20 protein-coding genes are annotated in these 20,088 nt (G+C 44.1%); 10 read left to right on the top strand and 10 right to left on the bottom strand.

Annotated features, from left to right (window positions below; all coding sequences use genetic code 11):
* Positions 1 to 49: 49 nt before the first annotated feature.
* On the top strand, positions 50 to 988 hold the full coding sequence (locus tag NLG07_RS02225) for a LysR family transcriptional regulator (RefSeq protein ID WP_254856087.1): 939 nt from the start codon (positions 50 to 52) through the stop codon (positions 986 to 988).
* Between the two features lie 34 nt (positions 989 to 1,022).
* Here the strand turns inward: NLG07_RS02225 and NLG07_RS02220 are convergent, their stop codons facing one another.
* The 4 genes from NLG07_RS02220 to NLG07_RS02205 form a co-directional block, all read right to left on the bottom strand.
* Positions 1,023 to 2,069 (bottom strand): DcaP family trimeric outer membrane transporter, encoded by a 1,047-nt coding sequence (locus NLG07_RS02220; protein ID WP_254856086.1) that lies wholly within the window; start codon positions 2,067 to 2,069, stop codon positions 1,023 to 1,025.
* Between the two features lie 203 nt (positions 2,070 to 2,272).
* Entirely contained in the window at positions 2,273 to 2,455 is a 183-nt protein-coding gene (locus NLG07_RS02215; RefSeq protein ID WP_254856085.1) for a DUF6435 family protein, read from the bottom strand.
* Positions 2,456 to 2,509: 54 nt separating this feature from the next.
* Positions 2,510 to 2,899: a hypothetical protein gene (locus NLG07_RS02210; RefSeq protein ID WP_254856084.1), complete on the bottom strand. Its 390-nt coding sequence runs from the start codon at positions 2,897 to 2,899 to the stop codon at positions 2,510 to 2,512.
* 73 nt (positions 2,900 to 2,972) lie between these two features.
* Positions 2,973 to 3,998: an AraC family transcriptional regulator gene (locus NLG07_RS02205; RefSeq protein ID WP_254856083.1), complete on the bottom strand. Its 1,026-nt coding sequence runs from the start codon at positions 3,996 to 3,998 to the stop codon at positions 2,973 to 2,975.
* A 132-nt stretch (positions 3,999 to 4,130) separates the two neighbouring features.
* On the opposite strand from NLG07_RS02205, the gene NLG07_RS02200 reads away from it, so the two are divergent.
* The gene (locus tag NLG07_RS02200; protein ID WP_254856082.1) at positions 4,131 to 4,889 is read left to right on the top strand and encodes a fatty acid desaturase; all 759 of its coding nucleotides are present in this window, start codon (positions 4,131 to 4,133) and stop codon (positions 4,887 to 4,889) included.
* Between the two features lie 55 nt (positions 4,890 to 4,944).
* On the opposite strand, the gene accC is transcribed toward NLG07_RS02200, so the two are convergent.
* The 5 genes from accC to NLG07_RS02175 all read right to left on the bottom strand — a co-directional run bounded on the left by accC (position 4,945) and on the right by NLG07_RS02175 (position 9,764).
* Complete coding sequence (gene accC, locus NLG07_RS02195; protein WP_254856081.1) at positions 4,945 to 6,288, bottom strand: acetyl-CoA carboxylase biotin carboxylase subunit; 1,344 nt, start codon at positions 6,286 to 6,288, stop codon at positions 4,945 to 4,947.
* 9 nt (positions 6,289 to 6,297) lie between these two features.
* On the bottom strand, positions 6,298 to 6,756 hold the full coding sequence (accB, locus tag NLG07_RS02190; RefSeq protein WP_254856080.1) for an acetyl-CoA carboxylase biotin carboxyl carrier protein: 459 nt from the start codon (positions 6,754 to 6,756) through the stop codon (positions 6,298 to 6,300).
* A 21-nt stretch (positions 6,757 to 6,777) separates the two neighbouring features.
* The gene (gene aroQ / locus NLG07_RS02185) at positions 6,778 to 7,215 is read right to left on the bottom strand and encodes a type II 3-dehydroquinate dehydratase (protein WP_254856079.1); all 438 of its coding nucleotides are present in this window, start codon (positions 7,213 to 7,215) and stop codon (positions 6,778 to 6,780) included.
* Between the two features lie 137 nt (positions 7,216 to 7,352).
* On the bottom strand, positions 7,353 to 7,886 hold the full coding sequence (locus NLG07_RS02180; protein WP_254856078.1) for a heme NO-binding domain-containing protein: 534 nt from the start codon (positions 7,884 to 7,886) through the stop codon (positions 7,353 to 7,355).
* Between the two features lie 60 nt (positions 7,887 to 7,946).
* Positions 7,947 to 9,764 carry a protein-disulfide reductase DsbD gene (locus tag NLG07_RS02175; RefSeq protein ID WP_254856077.1) on the bottom strand — a complete coding sequence of 606 codons (1,818 nt, stop codon included), beginning with the start codon at positions 9,762 to 9,764 and terminating at the stop codon, positions 7,947 to 7,949.
* 173 nt (positions 9,765 to 9,937) lie between these two features.
* Here NLG07_RS02175 and NLG07_RS02170 point away from each other — a divergent pair, with 173 nt between their 5' ends.
* The 8 genes from NLG07_RS02170 (at position 9,938) to glmU (ending at position 19,118) form a co-directional block, all read left to right on the top strand.
* Complete coding sequence (locus NLG07_RS02170) at positions 9,938 to 10,465, top strand: FxsA family protein (RefSeq protein ID WP_254856076.1); 528 nt, start codon at positions 9,938 to 9,940, stop codon at positions 10,463 to 10,465.
* A 59-nt stretch (positions 10,466 to 10,524) separates the two neighbouring features.
* On the top strand, positions 10,525 to 11,910 hold the full coding sequence (locus tag NLG07_RS02165; protein ID WP_254856075.1) for an amidohydrolase family protein: 1,386 nt from the start codon (positions 10,525 to 10,527) through the stop codon (positions 11,908 to 11,910).
* 182 nt (positions 11,911 to 12,092) lie between these two features.
* Positions 12,093 to 12,383 carry a co-chaperone GroES gene (locus NLG07_RS02160; protein ID WP_254856074.1) on the top strand — a complete coding sequence of 97 codons (291 nt, stop codon included), beginning with the start codon at positions 12,093 to 12,095 and terminating at the stop codon, positions 12,381 to 12,383.
* Between the two features lie 33 nt (positions 12,384 to 12,416).
* Entirely contained in the window at positions 12,417 to 14,057 is a 1,641-nt protein-coding gene (groL, locus tag NLG07_RS02155; protein WP_254856073.1) for a chaperonin GroEL, read from the top strand.
* A gap of 215 nt (positions 14,058 to 14,272) precedes the next feature.
* Positions 14,273 to 16,201, top strand: coding sequence for a biosynthetic arginine decarboxylase (gene speA / locus NLG07_RS02150; protein WP_254856072.1), 1,929 nt, complete (start codon positions 14,273 to 14,275; stop codon positions 16,199 to 16,201).
* 54 nt (positions 16,202 to 16,255) lie between these two features.
* Complete coding sequence (locus NLG07_RS02145) at positions 16,256 to 16,801, top strand: methylated-DNA--[protein]-cysteine S-methyltransferase (RefSeq protein ID WP_254856071.1); 546 nt, start codon at positions 16,256 to 16,258, stop codon at positions 16,799 to 16,801.
* A 4-nt stretch (positions 16,802 to 16,805) separates the two neighbouring features.
* Positions 16,806 to 17,690, top strand: coding sequence for a DMT family transporter (locus NLG07_RS02140; protein ID WP_254856070.1), 885 nt, complete (start codon positions 16,806 to 16,808; stop codon positions 17,688 to 17,690).
* Positions 17,691 to 17,759: 69 nt separating this feature from the next.
* Positions 17,760 to 19,118, top strand: a complete 1,359-nt coding sequence (gene glmU, locus NLG07_RS02135) for a bifunctional UDP-N-acetylglucosamine diphosphorylase/glucosamine-1-phosphate N-acetyltransferase GlmU (protein WP_254856069.1) — start codon at positions 17,760 to 17,762, stop codon at positions 19,116 to 19,118.
* A gap of 3 nt (positions 19,119 to 19,121) precedes the next feature.
* Here the strand turns inward: glmU and NLG07_RS02130 are convergent, their stop codons facing one another.
* Entirely contained in the window at positions 19,122 to 19,967 is an 846-nt protein-coding gene (locus NLG07_RS02130) for a putative RNA methyltransferase (protein WP_254856068.1), read from the bottom strand.
* Between the last annotated feature and the right edge of the window lie 121 nt (positions 19,968 to 20,088).

Raw genomic sequence — 20,088 nt, 5'->3', positions numbered from 1 at the left:
CCTTTTTGCTATAATAATTTGGTTGATTGATTCTATTAGTGGGGCAAATGTGGGTAAAGTTAAAGCAGATGACATATTTTTGTTTGTACAGGTCGTTGAAGCGGGTTCTTTTGCCAAGGTGGCGCAGCAGCTTGAGATCACCAACTCCGTCGTGAGTAAACGTATTGGACGCCTAGAATCAGCCTTAAATATGCAGTTGCTCTATCGAACTACGCGCAAGTTGAGTTTGACTGATGGTGGTCGTACGCTTTATGAGAAAGCCAAGTTGGCAAAAGTCGCTTTACAAGATGCCCAAGATGCGGTGACCGGTTATAGCGATAACTTAAGTGGAACCATTCGTTTATCGGTGCCATCGGTATCGGCATCAGTGTTAATCAATCAAGCATTGGCAGAGTTTACTCAGCAATATCCAGACATCAATATTGATTTAGTCGTGGCCGATCATTTTGTGGATATGTTGGAGGAAGGCTTTGATTTGGCGATACGTACAGGAGAGTTGGCGGATTCCAGCTTGATTGCGAGGCGTTTGGTGGATTCTGATTGGGTCTTGGTCGCCAGTCCGGAATATTTGCGCCACAACGGTGTACCACAACATTCAAGACAACTGCAATATCACAACTGTTTGACGTATAAATATGAAAGCTCTGGCGCGGATACGTGGCGCTTAGCGGTCAACGGGATAGATTACTACGAGAGAGTCAGTGGTAATTTTCAAGCAAATAATTTGTTATCACTCAAAACCGCTGTGTTGTCTGGTATTGGTATTGCGTATTTACCCAAAGTCGCAGTGCATGAAGAACTCAAAGCTCAATCACTGGTGGCGTTATTACCTGAATACGATACTAAGCAAATTGGTATATATGCGGTGTATCCGAACATGCGTCAACCCGATCAAAAGCTCAAATTACTCATTGAACACATACGCAATGTGTATTTACAACATGAAGATTGGTTTATCAGACAGAAAAAAGCTAGGTCGAAGACCTAGCTTTGTGTTTCTATGTTTAGCTGTTTTGGGGTTCTTAGAACGCGTAAACGGCAGAGAACATTAAGTAGTTAGAGCTTAAATCAGTTGCTTCGTCTTGTGAATATTCACCAAACTCAACACCTGTTTTTAATTTAGACGTTACAGAAGTAATCACGTTAACACCCCAATGAGTGCGGTCACGATCACCTAGATCAGTTGTAGAGTTACCGTAGAAGAAAGTTGAACGAGTTGCATCGTTCCAGAAGTGACGGTATGCAAGAGTGAAAGAAGTACCTTCTTCAACTTTAGTTTCGCCATCTACAGTGATGATGTCAGGAACAGCAACGGTACCTACATAACGACCATATTCACCCTGAGCTACAGAGATACGAAGGTCATTTTTACCGCCCGTTTTGATTTTGGCTGCTGCGTTGAAGCCTACTGCCGTTTCGTCGATACCAGATTGGTCCACTTTACGGAATAATGCACCTACGTTTGCTTGACCCCAGTCACCTTTAAAGTCGTAACGAGCAATGATGTCAGGCATAGATTGCTTAGATTCATCGCGGTCACCGCCGAATGTGAATGGGTTTTCAAGTGCGAAAGAGAAACCGCCGTTAGTATAACGGATTTGACCTTGACGGATAAACGCTTCACCTACGTGCGCGCCACCAAAATCAAGCGTTTCAGCAAGAGCGTGTAGAGGCATAAAAGTAGACCAAGTTTGACCCACTAACCAGTTATCCCACTTGATGAACGCGTGACGAATACGAATACCAGAAGAGTTAGAAATGATTTCGTTACCTTCTGCAGTAGCAGCATCAACTTCAAATACACCGGTTACTTTACCGTGTTGAACTTTAAACTGTAAACGAGACTGGTCGGCATTGAAGTCAGTCTGGCTGAAATCGCCTGCGCCAGCAGAACCGATCCAGTAACCGTCACGGTAAAGGTCACCGTTTACGTGACGTGCGTCCATTTTGATGAAACCGCCAAGAGTTACTTTAGTGTCACCGTCTTCTGCAAGAGTAACGGCAGCGTTTGCTTGTGAAGCTAAGCCAAGAGCAACAGCAGCTGCTGTTAAAGATAATAGTTTTTTCATAGTTGTGTGTTCCCATTTGTGTTAACAAAAAACAAACAGAACATTAATATTCAATTAGCGATTGATAAATACGACTTTGGCACAAGACCCTTGCACAAAACCACGCAATCGGTTTTAACGACAAAGGTCCTTAATAAAATAAAATTTGATGAAAAAACAAACGCAGTTGTAAAAAATACGTAAGTAAGACTTGATGGTTTGTGTTAATTTTGTTGTTTTCTAGGAGTAAGAGATTCTATCTCAGCCCAGACTTTTTCTGCTTCTGCAGTGATCATAGCGTACGCTTTCATATCGCCGTTACGTTGTGCGTGCATGCCTTTTTCAAGCAGTGCATCGTACTTTTTACGAAGCTTTTTCTCGGGATTACTCTTGAACAGTCCAAACATAAAAGGTCCTTTTGTTAGAAAATCATCTAATACTATAATCGTATATGCAAAGGTTTATAATTTTAAAAGTTGATAGACATGATTACGTAATGGTGTTGGAAAAGGGACAAGTTTTTCTGAAAAATTACTCACCTGATCCACAATTGTTAACAGTTCTTGTACTTTTTCAGGGTCAAGTCGAGGTGACTGCTGTTCTAACCAGGTAATAAAATGTTCTTCATCCGCAAAAGTATCAGGGATCAGTTTTGAGAGTTGCGGTAAACAATAGTGTAACCATTCTGTTCGATAACTGCCGAATAACCTTTCTGGGAAACCATATAAGTCGCGAATATCTTGTTCAATATCAACCAGATCATAGGGTTTATCCAATACGATCCTAAGGTAAGTTAACAAGCCGATGTCTTGTGATAACTGTGTTTTTAGTTCAGTGTAAAAAGTTTGCATTTATATGTGAACCTTTTTTGAACAGCCTGCGTAACTATTATGCACTGTTGAAGTGTGTACGCGTTCTTGCTGTTTAGCCCACCTTTTGGTGGGCTTTTTTCTGTTCTAATTTAGCCTTTCGATATGCCTGCGCTGATACCCCAAACCATTGCATTGCTTTTGCAGATAGCTGGCTTTGATGTTTCAAGCCAACCATATGGCTGATGGTTAACATGTCATAGTGGGTATCCAATAACAAATGCTCTGCATGCATGCGCCGCACATCATTAATTATGCTTTGTAATGTCAATCCTTGTGCTTTTAGCTGTCGTTGTAACGCGCGAGGGTGACATTGTAATTGTTGTGCGATCATAGGCAATGACACTCGTCCGGATGGCAACGCCACGGTAATCATCTCTTTTAAACGATATAACCAGAGTTCTGGATTGATAGGGGCGTGATCTTTTTGTTCGGACCATGATTGAGGGATCTGAATCGTTTGTTGCGTATATTTAGCATCAAAATTGAGCACTAATGCTTCGGTATGGGTAGCGATAGGACATTTGAATAGGTGTTTGAGTACCAGCAGTTCGCTTTCAGGTATATGGCTATTGGGTAGCATGAGACTGCGGATGTGCAAAGGATCAGATACAGTTTGTTGCAACATGTGACACGCCAAACTAATCGTAAACATTTGCGCGCTGAGTTGCTGCATAGCTGGGGCATAATGATGATGTATTACAATCCGTAAATTGTGTTCACCCGCATTGAGACTCACCACTAAGCCAGGGATGATCAGAGGCATCACCTCGCGCAAAAGAGATAATAAATCAGCCATACTTTTGCACCGTAATAAAAGATGCTTGAGCATAAATAATCGACTGATGTCTTGCTGTTGTGCAAAATGCGCAATGCTATCAAGCGCTTCACTTTCTCGATAAAGTTGTTCCAACAAAATGACAAATTGCGATAGCGGAATCAGCCGGTAATCGGCATGCAAAATATCTTCTGATAGCCCAGCTTGCCTTAGCACGTAGCTTTTATCGATACCAAAACGTCGACACGTGAGGGGCAATTGACTGATAAAGCTATTTGGCAGAACGAAATAGTTTGGTTTCATAAATGTCGCATTTTAATAAATATTTGTCGCGTAAACATAAAAAATTGTCATAAAATAATAAACACTTGTCGCCTTTTAATAAATTAGTCTCCTAGATTGCATTATAGTTCCTTAAAAAACAGGAGCGATTTTATGCTACATGAATCAAGCTTAGCCAAACCAACAATTTGCTTAATGCTTTTATTAGTAGGTGGATATAGTCTATTGTGTGCAGGTACTATACTCTTCGGATTGCCTTATTGGTTGATTGGGCTGGGACTCGTCGCCTTAGCTTATGGCAGCTTTACTGTAATGCATGAAGCAAGTCACCGTTTGCTTTGGCGAAAACGACCGAAATTAGAAATCTGGCTTGGGCGTCTCGCCAGTTTACCTCTCGGGATCCCTTACAGTGTATTTGTCTATAATCATATGCAACATCATGCTTTTGCCAATCGCAGCGCTAAGGATCCCGATGCTTTTATTACTGGGCCCTTATGGCAAAGTGTGCTAAAAGCTCCTTTAGTCATCGGCCATTATGGATGGTTTTACTTTAAGCAAATTCGTTCGGGCAAGGTGCCGCAGTTGAACCAACAGCGCGTGTTCAATGAGTTATTGGGGTTAGCCGCAATAAATGCAGGATTTATCAGCATCTTTGGGATAACTAACATGCTTTTGTATTGGTGGCTCCCGGCGTGGCTTGCGACCGGAATATTGGCATGGGTACTGGATTGGGTACCACATCATCCTCATCAGGGACGAACACGTGACGATGTCGCACGCAATTATAATTTTATCGGGGCGCGTTGGTTGCTGCTTGGACAAAATTTGCATCAAGTCCATCATGCTCATCCTCATGTTCCGTGGTACCGTTATCGCAACTATATTATGGAACATGATGATAATCTAGCTTAGTGCAACACAAAAAAAAGCCCCTTCAATGAAGGGGCTTAACCAGTCACATTACCGATTACTGCAGACCGAGTTTCTTCTCTAGATAGTGGATATTAGTGCCACCAGCAAAGAAGTTCTCATCTGCCATGATCATTTTTTGCAGATCGACATTGGTTTTGATGCCATCCACTACAAGTTCTTCAAGTGCGTGACGCATCTTGTTAATTGCCTCATCACGACTCTCACCATAAGTAATCAACTTACCAATCATTGAATCGTAAAATGGCGGCACAGAATAACCACTATAGATATGTGAGTCCCAACGCACTCCTAAACCACCTGGTGCGTGGAACATATCGATCTTGCCTGGGCTTGGTAAGAAGGTTTTAGGGTCTTCTGCATTAATCCGACACTCAATGGCGTGACCTTTGATTTTGATTTGAGATTGATCAATTGACAATGGCTGACCTGCGGCAACACGCAGTTGCTCTTTGATCAAATCCACGCCAGTGATCATTTCTGACACAGGATGTTCAACCTGAATACGAGTATTCATTTCGATGAAATAAAATTCACCGTTCTCATACAAGAATTCAAACGTACCCGCACCGCGATAGCCAATTTCAATACAGGCTTTGCGACAGCGCTCACCTATTTTTTCGCGCATTTGTTCAGAAATACCGGGTGCTGGAGCTTCTTCGACTACTTTTTGGTGACGACGTTGCATTGAGCAATCGCGTTCACCTAAATGTATCGCATTGCCTTGTCCATCAGCCAGGACTTGGATTTCAACGTGACGAGGGTTTTCGAGATATTTCTCCATGTACACGACATCATTGTTGAAAGCCGCTTTTGCTTCTGCTTTGGTGGTCGCAATCGATGATACGAGCTCATCTTCACTGCGCACGACACGCATGCCACGACCACCACCGCCGCCAGCTGCTTTGACAATCATCGGATACCCAATACGCTTAGCAATGGCTTTATTGCGTTCATTATCGTCAGTTAATGGACCATCAGATCCCGGGACACATGGTACACCAGCCGCTTTCATCGCGTTAATGGCAGCAACTTTATCGCCCATCATGTTAATAGTTTCAGCTTTTGGACCAATGAACACAAAACCACTGCGCTCAACCGCTTCAGCAAAATCAGCGCTTTCGGCCAAGAAACCATAACCAGGATGGATTGCAACAGAGTTCGTTACCTCAGCCGCGGCAATCAGACGTGGAATATTGAGATAACTTTCTTGTGCTGAAGGCTTACCAATACAAATGGACTCATCAGCTAACAAAACGTGTTTGAGGTTTTTGTCGGCAGTTGAGTGCACCGCAACGGTTTTGATCCCGAGTTCTTTACACGCGCGTAAGATCCGCAAAGCGATCTCACCGCGATTAGCTATCAATACTTTATCAAGCATAAGGCAACCTTACTCGATGACGAATAATGGTTGATCAAATTCAACGGCCTCTTGGTTATCAACCAAGATGGCCTTGATGGTACCGGCTTTGTCTGCTTCGATTTGATTCATCATTTTCATTGCTTCGATAATACATAAAGTATCACCAACGTTGACTTTGGAACCAACTTCTACGAAAGGCTTGGCTTCAGGTGTTGCGGCACGATAGAACGTTCCAACCATCGGAGATTTTACCTGATGCCCTGCTACTTCAGCCGGTGCTTCAGTCGCGGCTGCCGGTGCAGCAGCTGGAGCCGCTGCGGGCGCTGCAACCGGGGCTGGGGCAAGTGGAGCCGGTGCATATTGTACTGGTTGTGCAGAACCACCACGGTGAATGCGCACGGATTCTTCGCCCTCGGTGATCTCTAATTCTGCAATGCCAGATTCTTCAACTAGCTCGATGAGTTTTTTGATTTTTCTAATATCCATTGGAAAAGCCTTATGAGGTTCTTAATTTGGTGAAAAGTTTCTTACTGCAGACATGACAGCAAGTTGATAGCCATATGTACCGCAACCGACAATCACACTTTGTGCGATGTCGCTAAAATAGGAATGATGACGAAATGTTTCTCGAGCGTGCACATTGGAGATATGCACTTCAATAAATGGAATTGCAACACCTAGTAACGCATCTCTGAGCGCAACGCTAGTATGAGTGAAAGCTGCTGGGTTAATAATGATCGCGTCATAGTTGCCCGCTGCTTGATGCAAACGATCTACTAATTGACCTTCATGGTTGCTTTGAAAATGCTCAATTGAACAGCCGTGGTCTTTACCTAGGGCAACACAAGCTTGCATAACATCTGCTAATGTCTCACTTCCATAAACGTCCGGTTCGCGAGTCCCTAGAAGATTAAGGTTTGGTCCATTTAAGATGAGAATGTTCACAAATATGCTCCCAACGTAACGCTATCGTGCAAGATAACAAAGTCTTTGAAGCATTATAGTGAAAATGTGCAAAGTTGCAGTACTTTACTGGTCTTATCAGATAAAAAAGTTTAGCTTTTCTGAACTTTAGTGGCATTTCACTGCAAATTTACCGAAATTTTGACTTCATGCGGGGATGAGTTCATCGTTTCTAACGAGATTTCACAGGTTTCATCAAAATATTTTGCACAACCCTTAATCAGACCCACTGCGAGTTGTTCAAGCTGGCGTGGTGAGCGATAAAGTAAGTCTATGTGGGAGAGGCTTTTATTGATAATACTGAATGTAGGCAACGTCGCGTTTGGATAAAGTTTTAAGACTTCCACATGAATATTAGAATCGAGCTCGGATAACAAATCGATCATGCTGATATTATCGGGTAACAACGAGGTATGACCTTGCATCAGTTTGCCAAAAAGGTATTCCCCAAAGGCCTCAAGTAAATCAGGTATCGCAATGCCGGTTTTTGCTGAAAGTGCCACGACGATTTTTAGTAGTTCGTCAAAATCGTAATGACCCACTCCAGTGTAACTGCCTTCGAGCTTTGTTGAAAGCAACAGCTCATCGACCATAGCGTAACCCATTTTATCCTCGACCATATCGAGTAAGGTTGTAAAAATTATCCCTAACATATTGCATCCTTTTGTGTTGCATTCCCATATGCGAAGACAGGTTTCTAGATAATAAATTCTCTATTGAGATGTATCGTCAAAAATTCGATTTACATGAGTGGCAAATACGTCGGCATCGACAAAACCGGTAATGCGAGAAGTGGTCAGTTCGTTCCCTTCTTTATCAAAGAACATGATTGTCGGAAGCCCAGTAACCTCAAACACTTCCTGAAATTCAAGGTTCGTCGGAGTATTGTCGGTTAAATCAATTTGCAACCACATTGTATTGCTAAGGGCTTTTTGTACCGCAGGATCGGGGAAAGTGTATTTTTCGAATTCTTTACAGGCTACACACCAATCCGCATACAAATCGACCATGACGGTTTTACCCTCGGTATTAGCGCGCTCAATGTACATAGCAAGTTCACCCAAATCTCTTACTTGGGTAAACTGTTCATGGACATCAACTTTTTGTTGGTTCGTTGTGGTGGCTACAGCGGGAAATGTCGGGTTGAAAAAACTCACGCTTTGCAATACCACATAAACGAAACCACTTAATAATATGACGCGGAAAACCCCTCGCGTGAAACTCGCTGATTTTTGCGCATTGATTTCTAACAAATAACCCAATAAAGCTAAGAACAGTCCATACCAAAGCAATTGCGTCCAAGGTTCAACCACCATTCGCTCAAAGAAGAAAATTGCGACGGACAAAATCATAAAGCCAAATATGGCCTTGATCACGTTCATCCAGGCTCCGGCTTTAGGCAGTAGTTTACCCCCGGTTAAGCCAAAGATGATCAGTGGGATCCCCATGCCAAGTGACAACGCATAGAGCGCACTGAACCCCAACAGCAAATCTCCTGATTGCGCGATGAATAATAAAATACTGGTCAGCGGTGCTGTGGTACAAGGAGATGCAATCAGTCCAGAGATCACCCCCATCAAAAAGACCCCAAATACAGAGCCTCCGCGTTGCTGGTTGGACATGGTATTGAGTTTTTCTTGCCACGCGCTAGGAAGCTGGATTTCATATAGGCCAAACATAGATAATGCCAGAGCGATGAAAGCAATAATAAAAATAGTTAGCAGTATTGGGTTTTGCAAGGCAGCTTGAAATTGCACGCCAGCAGATGCAACGATCAACCCCAAAATTGAGTAAGTAATTGCCATCCCCTGTACATAGACAAAGGACAAGCTGAATGCTTTTGACGTACTAATTTGTTTGCCCTGTCCCACAATAATACTGGATAAAATCGGATACATTGGGAACACACATGGTGTGAAGGCTAATAAAGCGCCAAGACCCACAAACAACAAGATTGACCACAATAAGTTTTCACCGCTGGCCAGCTGTTCGGCGAGTCGATATTGTTCTGAAACAACTTGGTTTGAGTCGTTTCTTGTATCGCTATTGGCTTGTGAATTCGCCGCTACCTCATTTAAAAATAAAGATTGTGTGGTGGGTGGATAACATAACCCCGCCTCTGCACAGCCTTGGTAGCGTATTTTAAGAACGCCATCACTGCGCGATTCGATAATAGGATAGGTGAGTGTCACGGTCTCGAAAAACACATCTGAAATACCAAAGAACTCGTCTTCTATCTGGGTGGGTTCAGGTGACAAGGAGGGCTCGCCTACCGTGGCGTTTTTGCCAACCGCTTTGAATTGTTTTTGATAGAGATAGTAGCCATCGGCAATGGTGAAAGTAATGAGTAGCTTATTATCTTTTTGTGTGTAGTCGAGTACAAACGCTTCATCGACTTTAAGAAACGTCGGCTCATCGTTAAACAGGTTTTGTAAGCGATTGTTACCAAGGTCTTGTGCCCAAGCGGTTAAGCCCACAGATAAGAATAAAATACATAGTAAAAAAAAATGACGTAAATGGCGCAATTGCATAATATCCTGTAAGTGAAACCCGTTGGTTATACGTTATTAAACCGACAAAAGTCTATCTTGCTTTCACAACAAGAAGCAAAATAATTTGTTAGGCTATGTGGTCAATGTCCAACACTATACTAGGCAAGGCTTAAGGCAAACTTAACTAGCGCTTTGTCAAAATTGAGGAAATCATGGGTAAGTTATTTTTGTTATTTGTCATCATGCCAATCATGGAGATTGCCGTTCTGATACATGTCGGAGACATTATTGGTGGGTGGAATACTGTGTTATTGGTTATTTTATCGGCCATGATTGGCGCTTACCTAGTGAAACGCGAAGGTGTTGCAACGCTTGCGCAAGCGCAAGTCAAAATCGCTCAAGGCCAAGTGCCTGCCGAGGAAATAGGTTCTGGACTATTGTTGTTGATCGCAGGAGTGCTGTTGGTAACGCCTGGATTCATTACCGATATTTTTGGCCTATTACTCACCTTGCCAACGACGCGACGGTATCTGGCTAGCCACGTGGTCAAAATGGTCAACGTACAAGGTGGCGGATTCACTCATGCTGGTTTCAGTCAAACCGGCTATAGGCAATACAATAGCTCTGGGCAGTACACCCCTGATAAGGATGACATAATTGAGGGGGAGTTCTCAGACCTTGACAATGATACCAAGTCGTCACAGTCAACAGATTCGACGGCGCCAAAACGTTTAGATTGAGTTCTTATTAGCAATCACGTACATTGCCTGTTAACAAATCAATAACAATAGGTAATGGTATGCGATTCGTCATTTGGGGTTTGACCCTACTATTTTCCTCACAATCTCTTGCATCTGACAACAAAGCGCTAGTCGGTGGAAGACTCATTGATGGTTTTGGCCACGCACCTCTGGCAAATTCGGTGATTTTAATCAAAGACAATGTGATTGAAGCCGTCGGAACCGTAGATACTTTACCTGTTCCAGAGACTTACAAGGTGATCTCTACTGAAGGAATGGATGTTCTACCTGGTTTATGGGAAGCGCATGCGCATCTGATGATCACCGGTCATGCCGATTATAGCCATTGGCACCCAGCATACCAAGAACGACTGGCTGAAGAGATAATGCCCGCCAGTGCGGTACAGTTATTGTTAGCTGGGATCACCAGTGCGCGTGATTTAGGTGCGCCATTAGAAGCGTCAATAGCGGTCAAGCAAGGTCTAGCCGATGGTTCTATTCACGGTCCAAGAATGTATATGTCAGGACCTTTTTTGCAACACGAGCCGTATCCTGGCACGGAGAACTATCGCTGGGGTGTTAAGAGCGTTGCCGAAGCGCAAGCTAAGGTCAAAGAACTCAAAGAAGCTGGCATGGATATGATTAAGCTGATTGATCATGACCTAATGCCTCGTGAAGTCGCTCAGGCTATTGTGGACGCAGCACATGCCCAGAATATGATAGTGGTGGGGCACTCGCACAAACCCGATGAAATTCGAATTGGCTTGGATATCGGGATTAATAATTTTGAACACACCGGATTAACTACCGCACCAGAGTTTCCTAAAGACATTATGGACAAGCTCAAAGAGCGCACCGCAAAGGGGCGTATCGCTGGAGGACCACTGTATTGGACGCCGACGGTGGAAGGGTTATTCAATTACCATCGCACGGTAGCCAATCCTGAAAAACTAGACAATACCTGCTGGCACCGAGGTCTCAAACAGGACACGATTGCTGATATTAAAGCGTCTTTAGCAAAACCCGGACAGCTGGCTTACATGCAGCTGACTCCACTGCGTCAACCGACGTTACAGCGCAAAGTCGAACAGCTTAAAGAAGCCGGTGTGGTTTTGTTAGTGGGAACCGACAGTGGTATTCCAACCAAATTCCATTGCCAAAGTACGTGGAATGAGATGGCCGTTTGGGTGCATGATTTTGGTATGGATCCCATGTATACGATTCGTGCCGCAACCTATTGGCCTTCGGTAATGATGGGAGTAAGTGACAAAACGGGTACGATTAGTGAAGGCAAATATGCCGATATCATTGCCGTTAAAGGCGATGTCTTGCGCTTTATGAATTTATTACAAGATGTCGACTTAGTTATGAAGGATGGTACTCTCTACAAATATGAAGGACGAGTTATCGAATCAGCATTGCAACCAAGCGTTCGTGTCAAATAATCTTGCCATTGTCATTTCGACAAAAAAATCAAAAAAATTTTAATAATGCCCTTGAGTTATTCAGGGGTATTCCCATATACGTGTACAAGACGTAACACTAGTTTGCGTTGTAGCACACACTCCGAAGAGGAGTTTTGTTAATGATGTATCCTAATGTGAAATAACAAATGGAGATTAAAATAATGGCAATTCGTCCTTTACATGATCGCGTAATTATCAAACGCGAAGAGCATGAAACTAAGTCAGCTGGCGGAATCGTACTTACTGGTTCTGCAGCTGAAAAATCGACTCGAGGCGAAGTCATCGCAGTCGGTAATGGTCGCGTTTTAGATAACGGCGACGTAAAAGCACTAGACGTAAAAGTGGGCGACAAAGTTATCTTCAACGATGGCTATGGCGTTAAAACTGAAAAATTAGACGGCGAAGAAGTATTGATTCTAAGCGAAAGCGACATCCTTGCGATTGTCGAATAAGCCTAACGAAAACAGATTAAGAGGAATTCGAAAATGTCAGCAAAAGAAGTACGTTTTTCTGATGACGCTCGCAGCAAAATGCTCAAAGGCGTTAACATTCTTGCAAACGCAGTAAAAGTAACACTAGGCCCTAAAGGCCGTAACGTTGTATTGGACAAATCATTTGGCGCGCCAACCATCACTAAAGACGGTGTATCGGTAGCAAAAGAAATCGAGCTTGAAGACAAGTTTGAAAACATGGGCGCTCAGATGGTCAAAGAAGTCGCGTCAAAAGCAAATGACGAAGCCGGTGACGGTACGACTACTGCAACGGTTCTTGCTCAAGCCATCGTTAATGAAGGTTTAAAGTCCGTCGCTGCGGGTATGAACCCAATGGATCTTAAGCGCGGTATCGACAAAGCCGTCGCAGCTGCCGTAGAAGAATTAAAAGGCCTATCTACTCCTTGTGCAGATAGCAAATCTATTTCTCAAGTAGGGACTATCTCTGCAAACTCTGACTCTATCGTGGGTGACATCATTGCTGAAGCGATGGAGAAAGTTGGCAAAGAAGGCGTCATCACAGTTGAAGAAGGCCAAGCGCTACAAAACGAACTAGACGTCGTTGAGGGTATGCAGTTTGACCGTGGTTACCTATCACCTTACTTCATCAACAATCAAGAAAATGGCACAGTTGAGCTTGATAGCCCGTACATTTTGTTAGTTGATAAGAAAGTGTCTAATATCCGTGAATTGCTTCCAACATTAGAAGCCGTTGCTAAGTCATCCAAGCCGCTTTTGATTATTGCAGAAGACGTTGAAGGTGAAGCGCTTGCAACACTAGTGGTAAACAATATGCGCGGTATCGTTAAGGTTTCAGCAGTCAAAGCACCTGGCTTTGGTGACCGTCGTAAAGCGATGTTACAAGACATCGCAGTATTAACTGGCGGCACAGTCATCAGTGAAGAAATTGGTTTAGAGCTTGAAAAAGTCACTCTTGAAGACCTAGGTACAGCGAAGCGCGTTGTGATCAGCAAAGACAACACAACGGTAGTTGATGGCGCAGGTGACGAAGCGGCAATCGAAGGTCGTTGTAACCAAATTCGTGGCCAAGTAGAAGAGTCTTCTTCTGATTATGATCGCGAAAAGCTTCAAGAGCGTTTAGCCAAACTTTCGGGCGGTGTTGCAGTTATCAAAGTTGGTGCAGCAACAGAAGTCGAAATGAAAGAGAAAAAAGCGCGTGTTGAAGATGCATTACACGCAACTCGTGCAGCGGTTGAAGAAGGCGTAGTCCCTGGTGGTGGTGTAGCATTAGTTCGCGTTGCCGCAAAACTGAGCGGACTTACTGGCGAAAACGAAGACCAAAATGTGGGTATCAAATTGGCTCTTCGTGCGATGGAAGCGCCATTGCGTCAAATCTCTACCAATGCAGGCGCGGAAGCTTCAGTGGTTGTTAACACGGTTAAGAACGGCGAAGGTAACTTTGGTTACAATGCTGGTAATGACACTTACGGTGATATGTTAGAAATGGGTATTTTGGACCCAACTAAAGTCACTCGTTCTGCATTACAGTTTGCCGCATCCGTTGGCAGCTTAATGATTACTACTGAAGCAATGGTAGCTGAAGTACCTAAAGATGACGCACCTGCAATGCCTGATATGGGCGGCATGGGCGGCGGCATGCCAGGCATGATGTAGTGCGAATCTTGCTTATTTAGATAACAAAACGCCCTGCAAGTCAGGGCGTTTTTTTTTTGCGATGAACAAGACAATCAATTCATCCATGTGCAAAAAATTGTCGAGAGAAACTGTATATTTTTTCGTGCGTTTTAGCGTCTAATCGATATAATTCGCCTTTTACACTTTTGCCGTAGGTAAAAGCACTGAAATTTAGCCATCTGGATCTGACAAAGATGATCGAACATTCATTACAAAGAGACTGGAATATTGACGAAGCTGATGCATTGTATGGTGTATCTAAGTGGGGAGCTGGTTATTTTGCGATTAGTCAAAATGGCAACTTATGTGTTACTCCAGATACCGCTCGACCTCATATGCAGATTGATTTTACAGCGGTAATTGAAGAGATCCGAGAAGAGGGGATTCAGTTGCCTGTGGTTGTGCGCTTTCACGATGTATTAAGGGCGCAAGTTGCTCAACTCAATGAAACGTTCAACCGCATCATTCATGAAGCAAATTATCAGGGACTTTATCGCGGTGTGTACCCAGTTAAAGTCAATCAAATGCGTGAAGTCGTCGAAGAAATTGTCGATGCCGGTGCACCTTATCACTATGGGTTAGAGGCAGGATCCAAAGCTGAGTTATTAACGGTCATGGCATACAACACCACTCCAGATGCGTTGACAATCCTCAATGGTTACAAAGACGAAGAGTTTATGAAATTGGCCTTTTTGGCGCAAAAACTCGGGCGCAAAGTTCTTATCGTTGTTGAAAAGTTTTCTGAGTTATATCTGATTGTCAAAGTCGCTAAAGAGGTTGGCATTGAACCCATGATTGGCGTTCGGGCGAAACTTTCAGTCAAAGGTCGTGGTAAATGGGAAGGTTCTGGTGGCGACCGTGCAAAGTTTGGTTTAACAATCAGTGAAATTATCAATGCAGCGCGTTATTTGGAAAGTGAAGAACTTGGGCATTGCTTGCAATTATTGCATTTTCATATCGGTTCACAATTAACGGATATCCGGGCGGTCAAAGAAGCGATAAATGAAGGCGCGTTGATTTACGCCGAAATGCATCATCTTGGTTTCCCACTGCAATACGTCGATGTCGGTGGCGGTTTAGGAATTGACTATGACGGCAGTAAATCTACTAATGACTCGTCGCGAAATTATTCCTTGGATGAATATGTTGCCGATGTTGTATACGGCATGCAAGAGGTGTGTGATTTAGAAAAAGTTCCTCATCCAACCTTAGTGAGTGAATCAGGTCGTGCCATTACGGCTCATCATAGTTGCGTGATCACAGAGATTGTCGGCGAGATACGTCCAGATAACGCGGCAGTGGATACCTCCCCCAAAGACGATGAACATATACTGGTTACCAATATTCGAGAATTGAGTCAGACTGAAATTAACAAAGACAATATGCAAGAGGTCTTTAACGATGCCAGTCAATACAAAGAGCAGGCTGATGCTGCATTTAAGTTTCGAGTACTAGATATTGAAGAGGTTGCGAAAGTAGAAACTTTTTACTGGCAGATCATGAATCGTATTCGCAAACAATTGCGCACCGCAGAGTTTATTCCAGAGGAGCTCGAACAGTTAGATTTTGATTTATCCAGTCAGTATTTGTGTAATTTTTCAATCTTTCAGTCGGCAGCTGATACATGGGCAATCGATCAAGTGCTACCGGTGGTACCGTTAACACGAATGAATGAAGTACCTGAAGTCAACTGTTCATTGGTTGATATCACATGTGACTCCGATGGCAAAATCGATCAGTTCACGGTAGGTCGTGAGATATCAAATGTCATCCCAATGCATCAGTTGCGCAGCGGCGAGAACTATTACATTGGTCTATTTTTGACTGGAGCCTATCAAGATGTGATGGGAGATATGCATAACTTATTTGGGCGTCTCAATGAAGTACATATATTCAGTCATGATGATGACCCACAAGATTTTTATATTGAGGAAGTTGTGCGCGGCTCTTCGGTAGAAAATGTACTGTCCATTATGCAATATAATCCAGACTCTATGGCCAAAGACGTGAAGCGGTTGATAGACAAACAAGTCGCCGCAGGACATATCAAGCCTCGAGAGGGGGTAAAACTGACGGACTTTTACGAGAACTGCTTATCAGGCTACACTTATCTCAAACGGTAACGAACAAGATAACGGAAGCGTCAATATGCAACTGGCGTGTGTAGAAGGATATCAATGGACGCCAGTACGCGATATCTTGGCGTAGTTATTTTTCTTTGCAAACATGGGAGTGGTCAAGTCTTGGTCTATAACGAAGCTGTGTTTGAGCAATATATTGCAACGCCATACAAACCGGTGCGAGTGGTAGCGACCAGACAAGCCATCACGGCGGTCAGCTTTGTTGATGACATGGCCCGAGACCGTCCTAACAGTATTACAGAGTCTTGTGTTGCGCAACTCAACGACTATTTTGCTGGAGAGCGTAAACGCTTTGCATTACCCCTAGCCCCGATTGGGACCGCTTATCAGCATAAAGTATGGGCTGGGTTGCAGGATATTGAATATGGTGAAACATGGAGTTACGCTCAACTTTCCCAGCATATTGGTCAGCCCAATGGCAGTCGTTCAGTGGGTAATGCAAATAGCAAAAATCCCATCGCAATAATTATCCCCTGTCATCGTGTTATTGGCGCAAATGGTGCATTGACCGGTTATGCTGGCGGTTTGGACATCAAATCTGCTCTGCTTGCACACGAAAACCCACAAAGAGGATTTTTCTAGAAATATGCCGTTCAAAGATTTTGTTGAATTAATTGTATTAGGTGCGATTTGGGGCGCGTCATTTATGTTGATGCGTATTGCCGTACCTGAGTTTGGCATTTTTGCGATGGTTGAGATCCGCGCTTTGCTCGCTGCGCTGATTTTGTTGCCCTTTGTTGTTTGCCGCAAACAAACGTCGGAGATGTTTGCGCAATGGCGCCATGTCATTGTGGTGGGGTTGTTAAATACCGCGATCCCCTTTTGTTTTTTTGCCTATGGTTCGTTGCATTTACCCTCTGCTCTTACTGCACTATTAAATGGCACCGCAGGCATATTTGGCGCCTTATTAGCTTGGCTGTGGTTGCGCGAGACGATTTCGCATGCGGCGAAGGTAGGCTTTGCTTGCGGTATTTTTGGTGTGTACTTACTTAGTTATGAATCTCTAAGTTTAGAGGGTGTCACCTTGATGCCAGTGATTGCTTGCTTGATTGCAACCTTCTGTTATGGGGTTGCTATTTGTTATTTCAAAAAGTATTTAACCGGAGCTAAGCCCCTAGCTATCGCGGCTGGCTCACAGGTGGTTTCCGCTGTTGTGCTGTTGCCTTTGGTCGTTATCTATCCGGTTACAGTCATGCCATCATTGGAAGCGTGGGGCGCGGTGTTGTTTTTGGCAGTGGTGTGCACGGGTATTGCTTACATGATGTATTTTAATTTGATTGGCAAAATTGGGGCATCCAAAGCCATTTATGTCGGGTATATCGTGCCTGTGTTTGGCCTTATATGGGGTTGGTGGTTATTGGATGAAACCATTTCTCATTTGATGCTTTCTGGTGCAGTGATTATCTTATTAGGGGTGATGCTGACTAGTGGTGGATTAGATCGGGCTTGGCAGTGGTTGCGAGCGAAATAATTTTCCACTTTTACACACTCCTCGCTTTTCGCTACACTATTGCAACTTAGACAAAAGGAATAGACAAGAATGTCATTATCAGTAGTTATTCTTGCGGCCGGGAAAGGCACGCGTATGAAATCTTCTCTCCCCAAAGTCCTGCATCCCATTGGCGGAAAAGCCATGGTTCAGCACATTATAGATACCGTAGATGCCTTGGGCGCAGAACAAGTCAACCTCGTTTACGGTCACGGTGCCGAGCAGTTACAGGCTGCCGTTAAGCACGACAAGCTGAACTGGTGTTTGCAAGCTGAGCAACTTGGCACTGGGCATGCCGTACAACAAGCTCTGCCGCATATCGCAGATGATGCTGATGTGTTGATCTTGGTTGGGGATGCCCCTTTAATCAAAGCGACAACACTTGCCAGGTTGTTAGAGGCCAAAGTAACCGCTGATTTGGCTTTATTAACTGTGCATTTGGACGACCCGACCGGTATGGGACGTATTATTCGTGACGGAGAAAATATCACAGCGATTGTCGAACATAAAGATGCAACGGATGCGCAACGCGAGATCACCGAAATCAACACCGGTATGATGGTCATGGGCGGAGCAGATCTAAAACGCTGGTTAGGTCAGCTTAACAATGACAATGCGCAAGGTGAGTTCTATTTAACCGATGTCATTGCCATGGCGGCCAATGAAGGCAAGCAGATCCGTGCGGCGCACCCAGATAATCCGGTCGAAGTAGAGGGCGTTAACAACCGCGTGCAATTAGCGCGATTAGAATGTGCCTATCAACATGAACAGGCCGAAATCGCCATGCTCAATGGCGCGTCACTGGCTGATCCACATCGTTTTGATGTGCGCGGTACGTTGACCGTCGGCAATGATGTGTCAATCGACGTGAACTGTGTGTTTGAAGGTAATGTTGTGCTCGGTAACAACGTGCGTATTGGCCCGAACTGTGTCTTACAAAACTGTCAAATTGCGGATGGGGCCGTCATCGAAGCTTTCAGCATTGTGCAAGAAGCGATTGTCGGTGAGTACTGTCAAGTAGGGCCTTATGCCCGACTACGACCTGGCGCAGAAATGGCCGAAGGCGCTAAAGTCGGTAATTTTGTTGAAATGAAAAAGACGTACCTTGGCAAGGGTTCCAAAGCCAACCACTTAACCTATCTCGGTGATACCACAGTAGGAGAGGGCGCAAACATTGGTGCAGGCACGATTACTTGTAATTATGATGGTGTGAATAAATCCAAGACTGTGATTGGCGACGGTGCTTTTATCGGTTCGAACTCGTCTTTAGTGGCACCGGTTGAAATTGGCGCACAAGCTACTGTTGGCGCGGGATCGGTATTGACTAAGACTGTGGCAGATGGTGAGTTGGCGATTGCTAGAGCCAAGCAACGCAACTTATCCGGTTGGGAACGGCCAAGCAAAAAATAGTCGTCAAATAGCCATTTTTCGCAGTACCTTGATATGAAAATGCGCGTGTGCCGTGGTGAGTTTTTCACTGAGCAACGCGCGTTTTGCTTCTGAGATACTCCAGTAAAATGGTGTCATTTGTAATAGTGCCTGCCGTGTGTCCTCGTGTTTTTGTACATCAATGGCAAAATACAACTCTTGATTGTCAAGGATCTCAAATCCAGCCGGACAATCATCATCTACCTCGTGCCTAGAGGGCGCATCGTAAACACACTCTTTTAGTTCATAAAGATGTTCTGGAGCAGGATTGACCGTGATCCAAATACCATCATCCTCCAGCACTCGACGGATTTCACTCTCTGACGACGGTGCAAAGATTTGTATTACTACAGACTGACTACATTCTGCCAAAGGAATCGCAAACGTACTGGCCACCGCAAAGTGCGCCTGAGGTAATCGTTTTGCAGCTTTCGCTACTGCGGATTTAGCAATATCAATGCCGCAGTATGCCGAGTTGGGGTATGTATTTTTGATTAAGTCATGCAGAGTCGAAAGGTAGTAGCCTTCACCGCATCCGGCATCAAACAGTCGCAAAGCATCATTAGGCTGGTAAAGTGTGATTATCTGACTGAGGCATTGCGCAAGTGGTGCATAATGCCCTTGTGATAAGAATGTCCGTCGCGCGGTCACCATTTCCGGTGAGTCACCAGGTTGTTTGCTTTTTTTGTGCTGAACAAGATGTAAGTTCACGTACCCCTGCTTGGCAAGATCAAACTGATGCTGATTGTCACACCCCAAGGTACGGTCTTTTTGCGATAGAGGGAGATGGCATGCAGGACATAACCATTGATTGTGGATGGAAGATAGCATAGTGGAAGGAAGTGAGCTGAACATAAAGGTATTGTCTCAAGGTTTTTGAATGGGTTCAAATTAGTCTCTAAGAAAAAGGCTTAGAGCAAATGGATTGCGAAACGAAAAAAACAAAGTATAA

Origin of the sequence: Alteromonas sp. LMIT006, from assembly GCF_024300645.1 — a bacterium.
GTDB lineage: Bacteria > Pseudomonadota > Gammaproteobacteria > Enterobacterales > Alteromonadaceae > Opacimonas > Opacimonas immobilis.
Note: the sequence above shows the minus strand (reverse complement) of the source record. Positions and strands in the feature narration are given on the sequence as shown.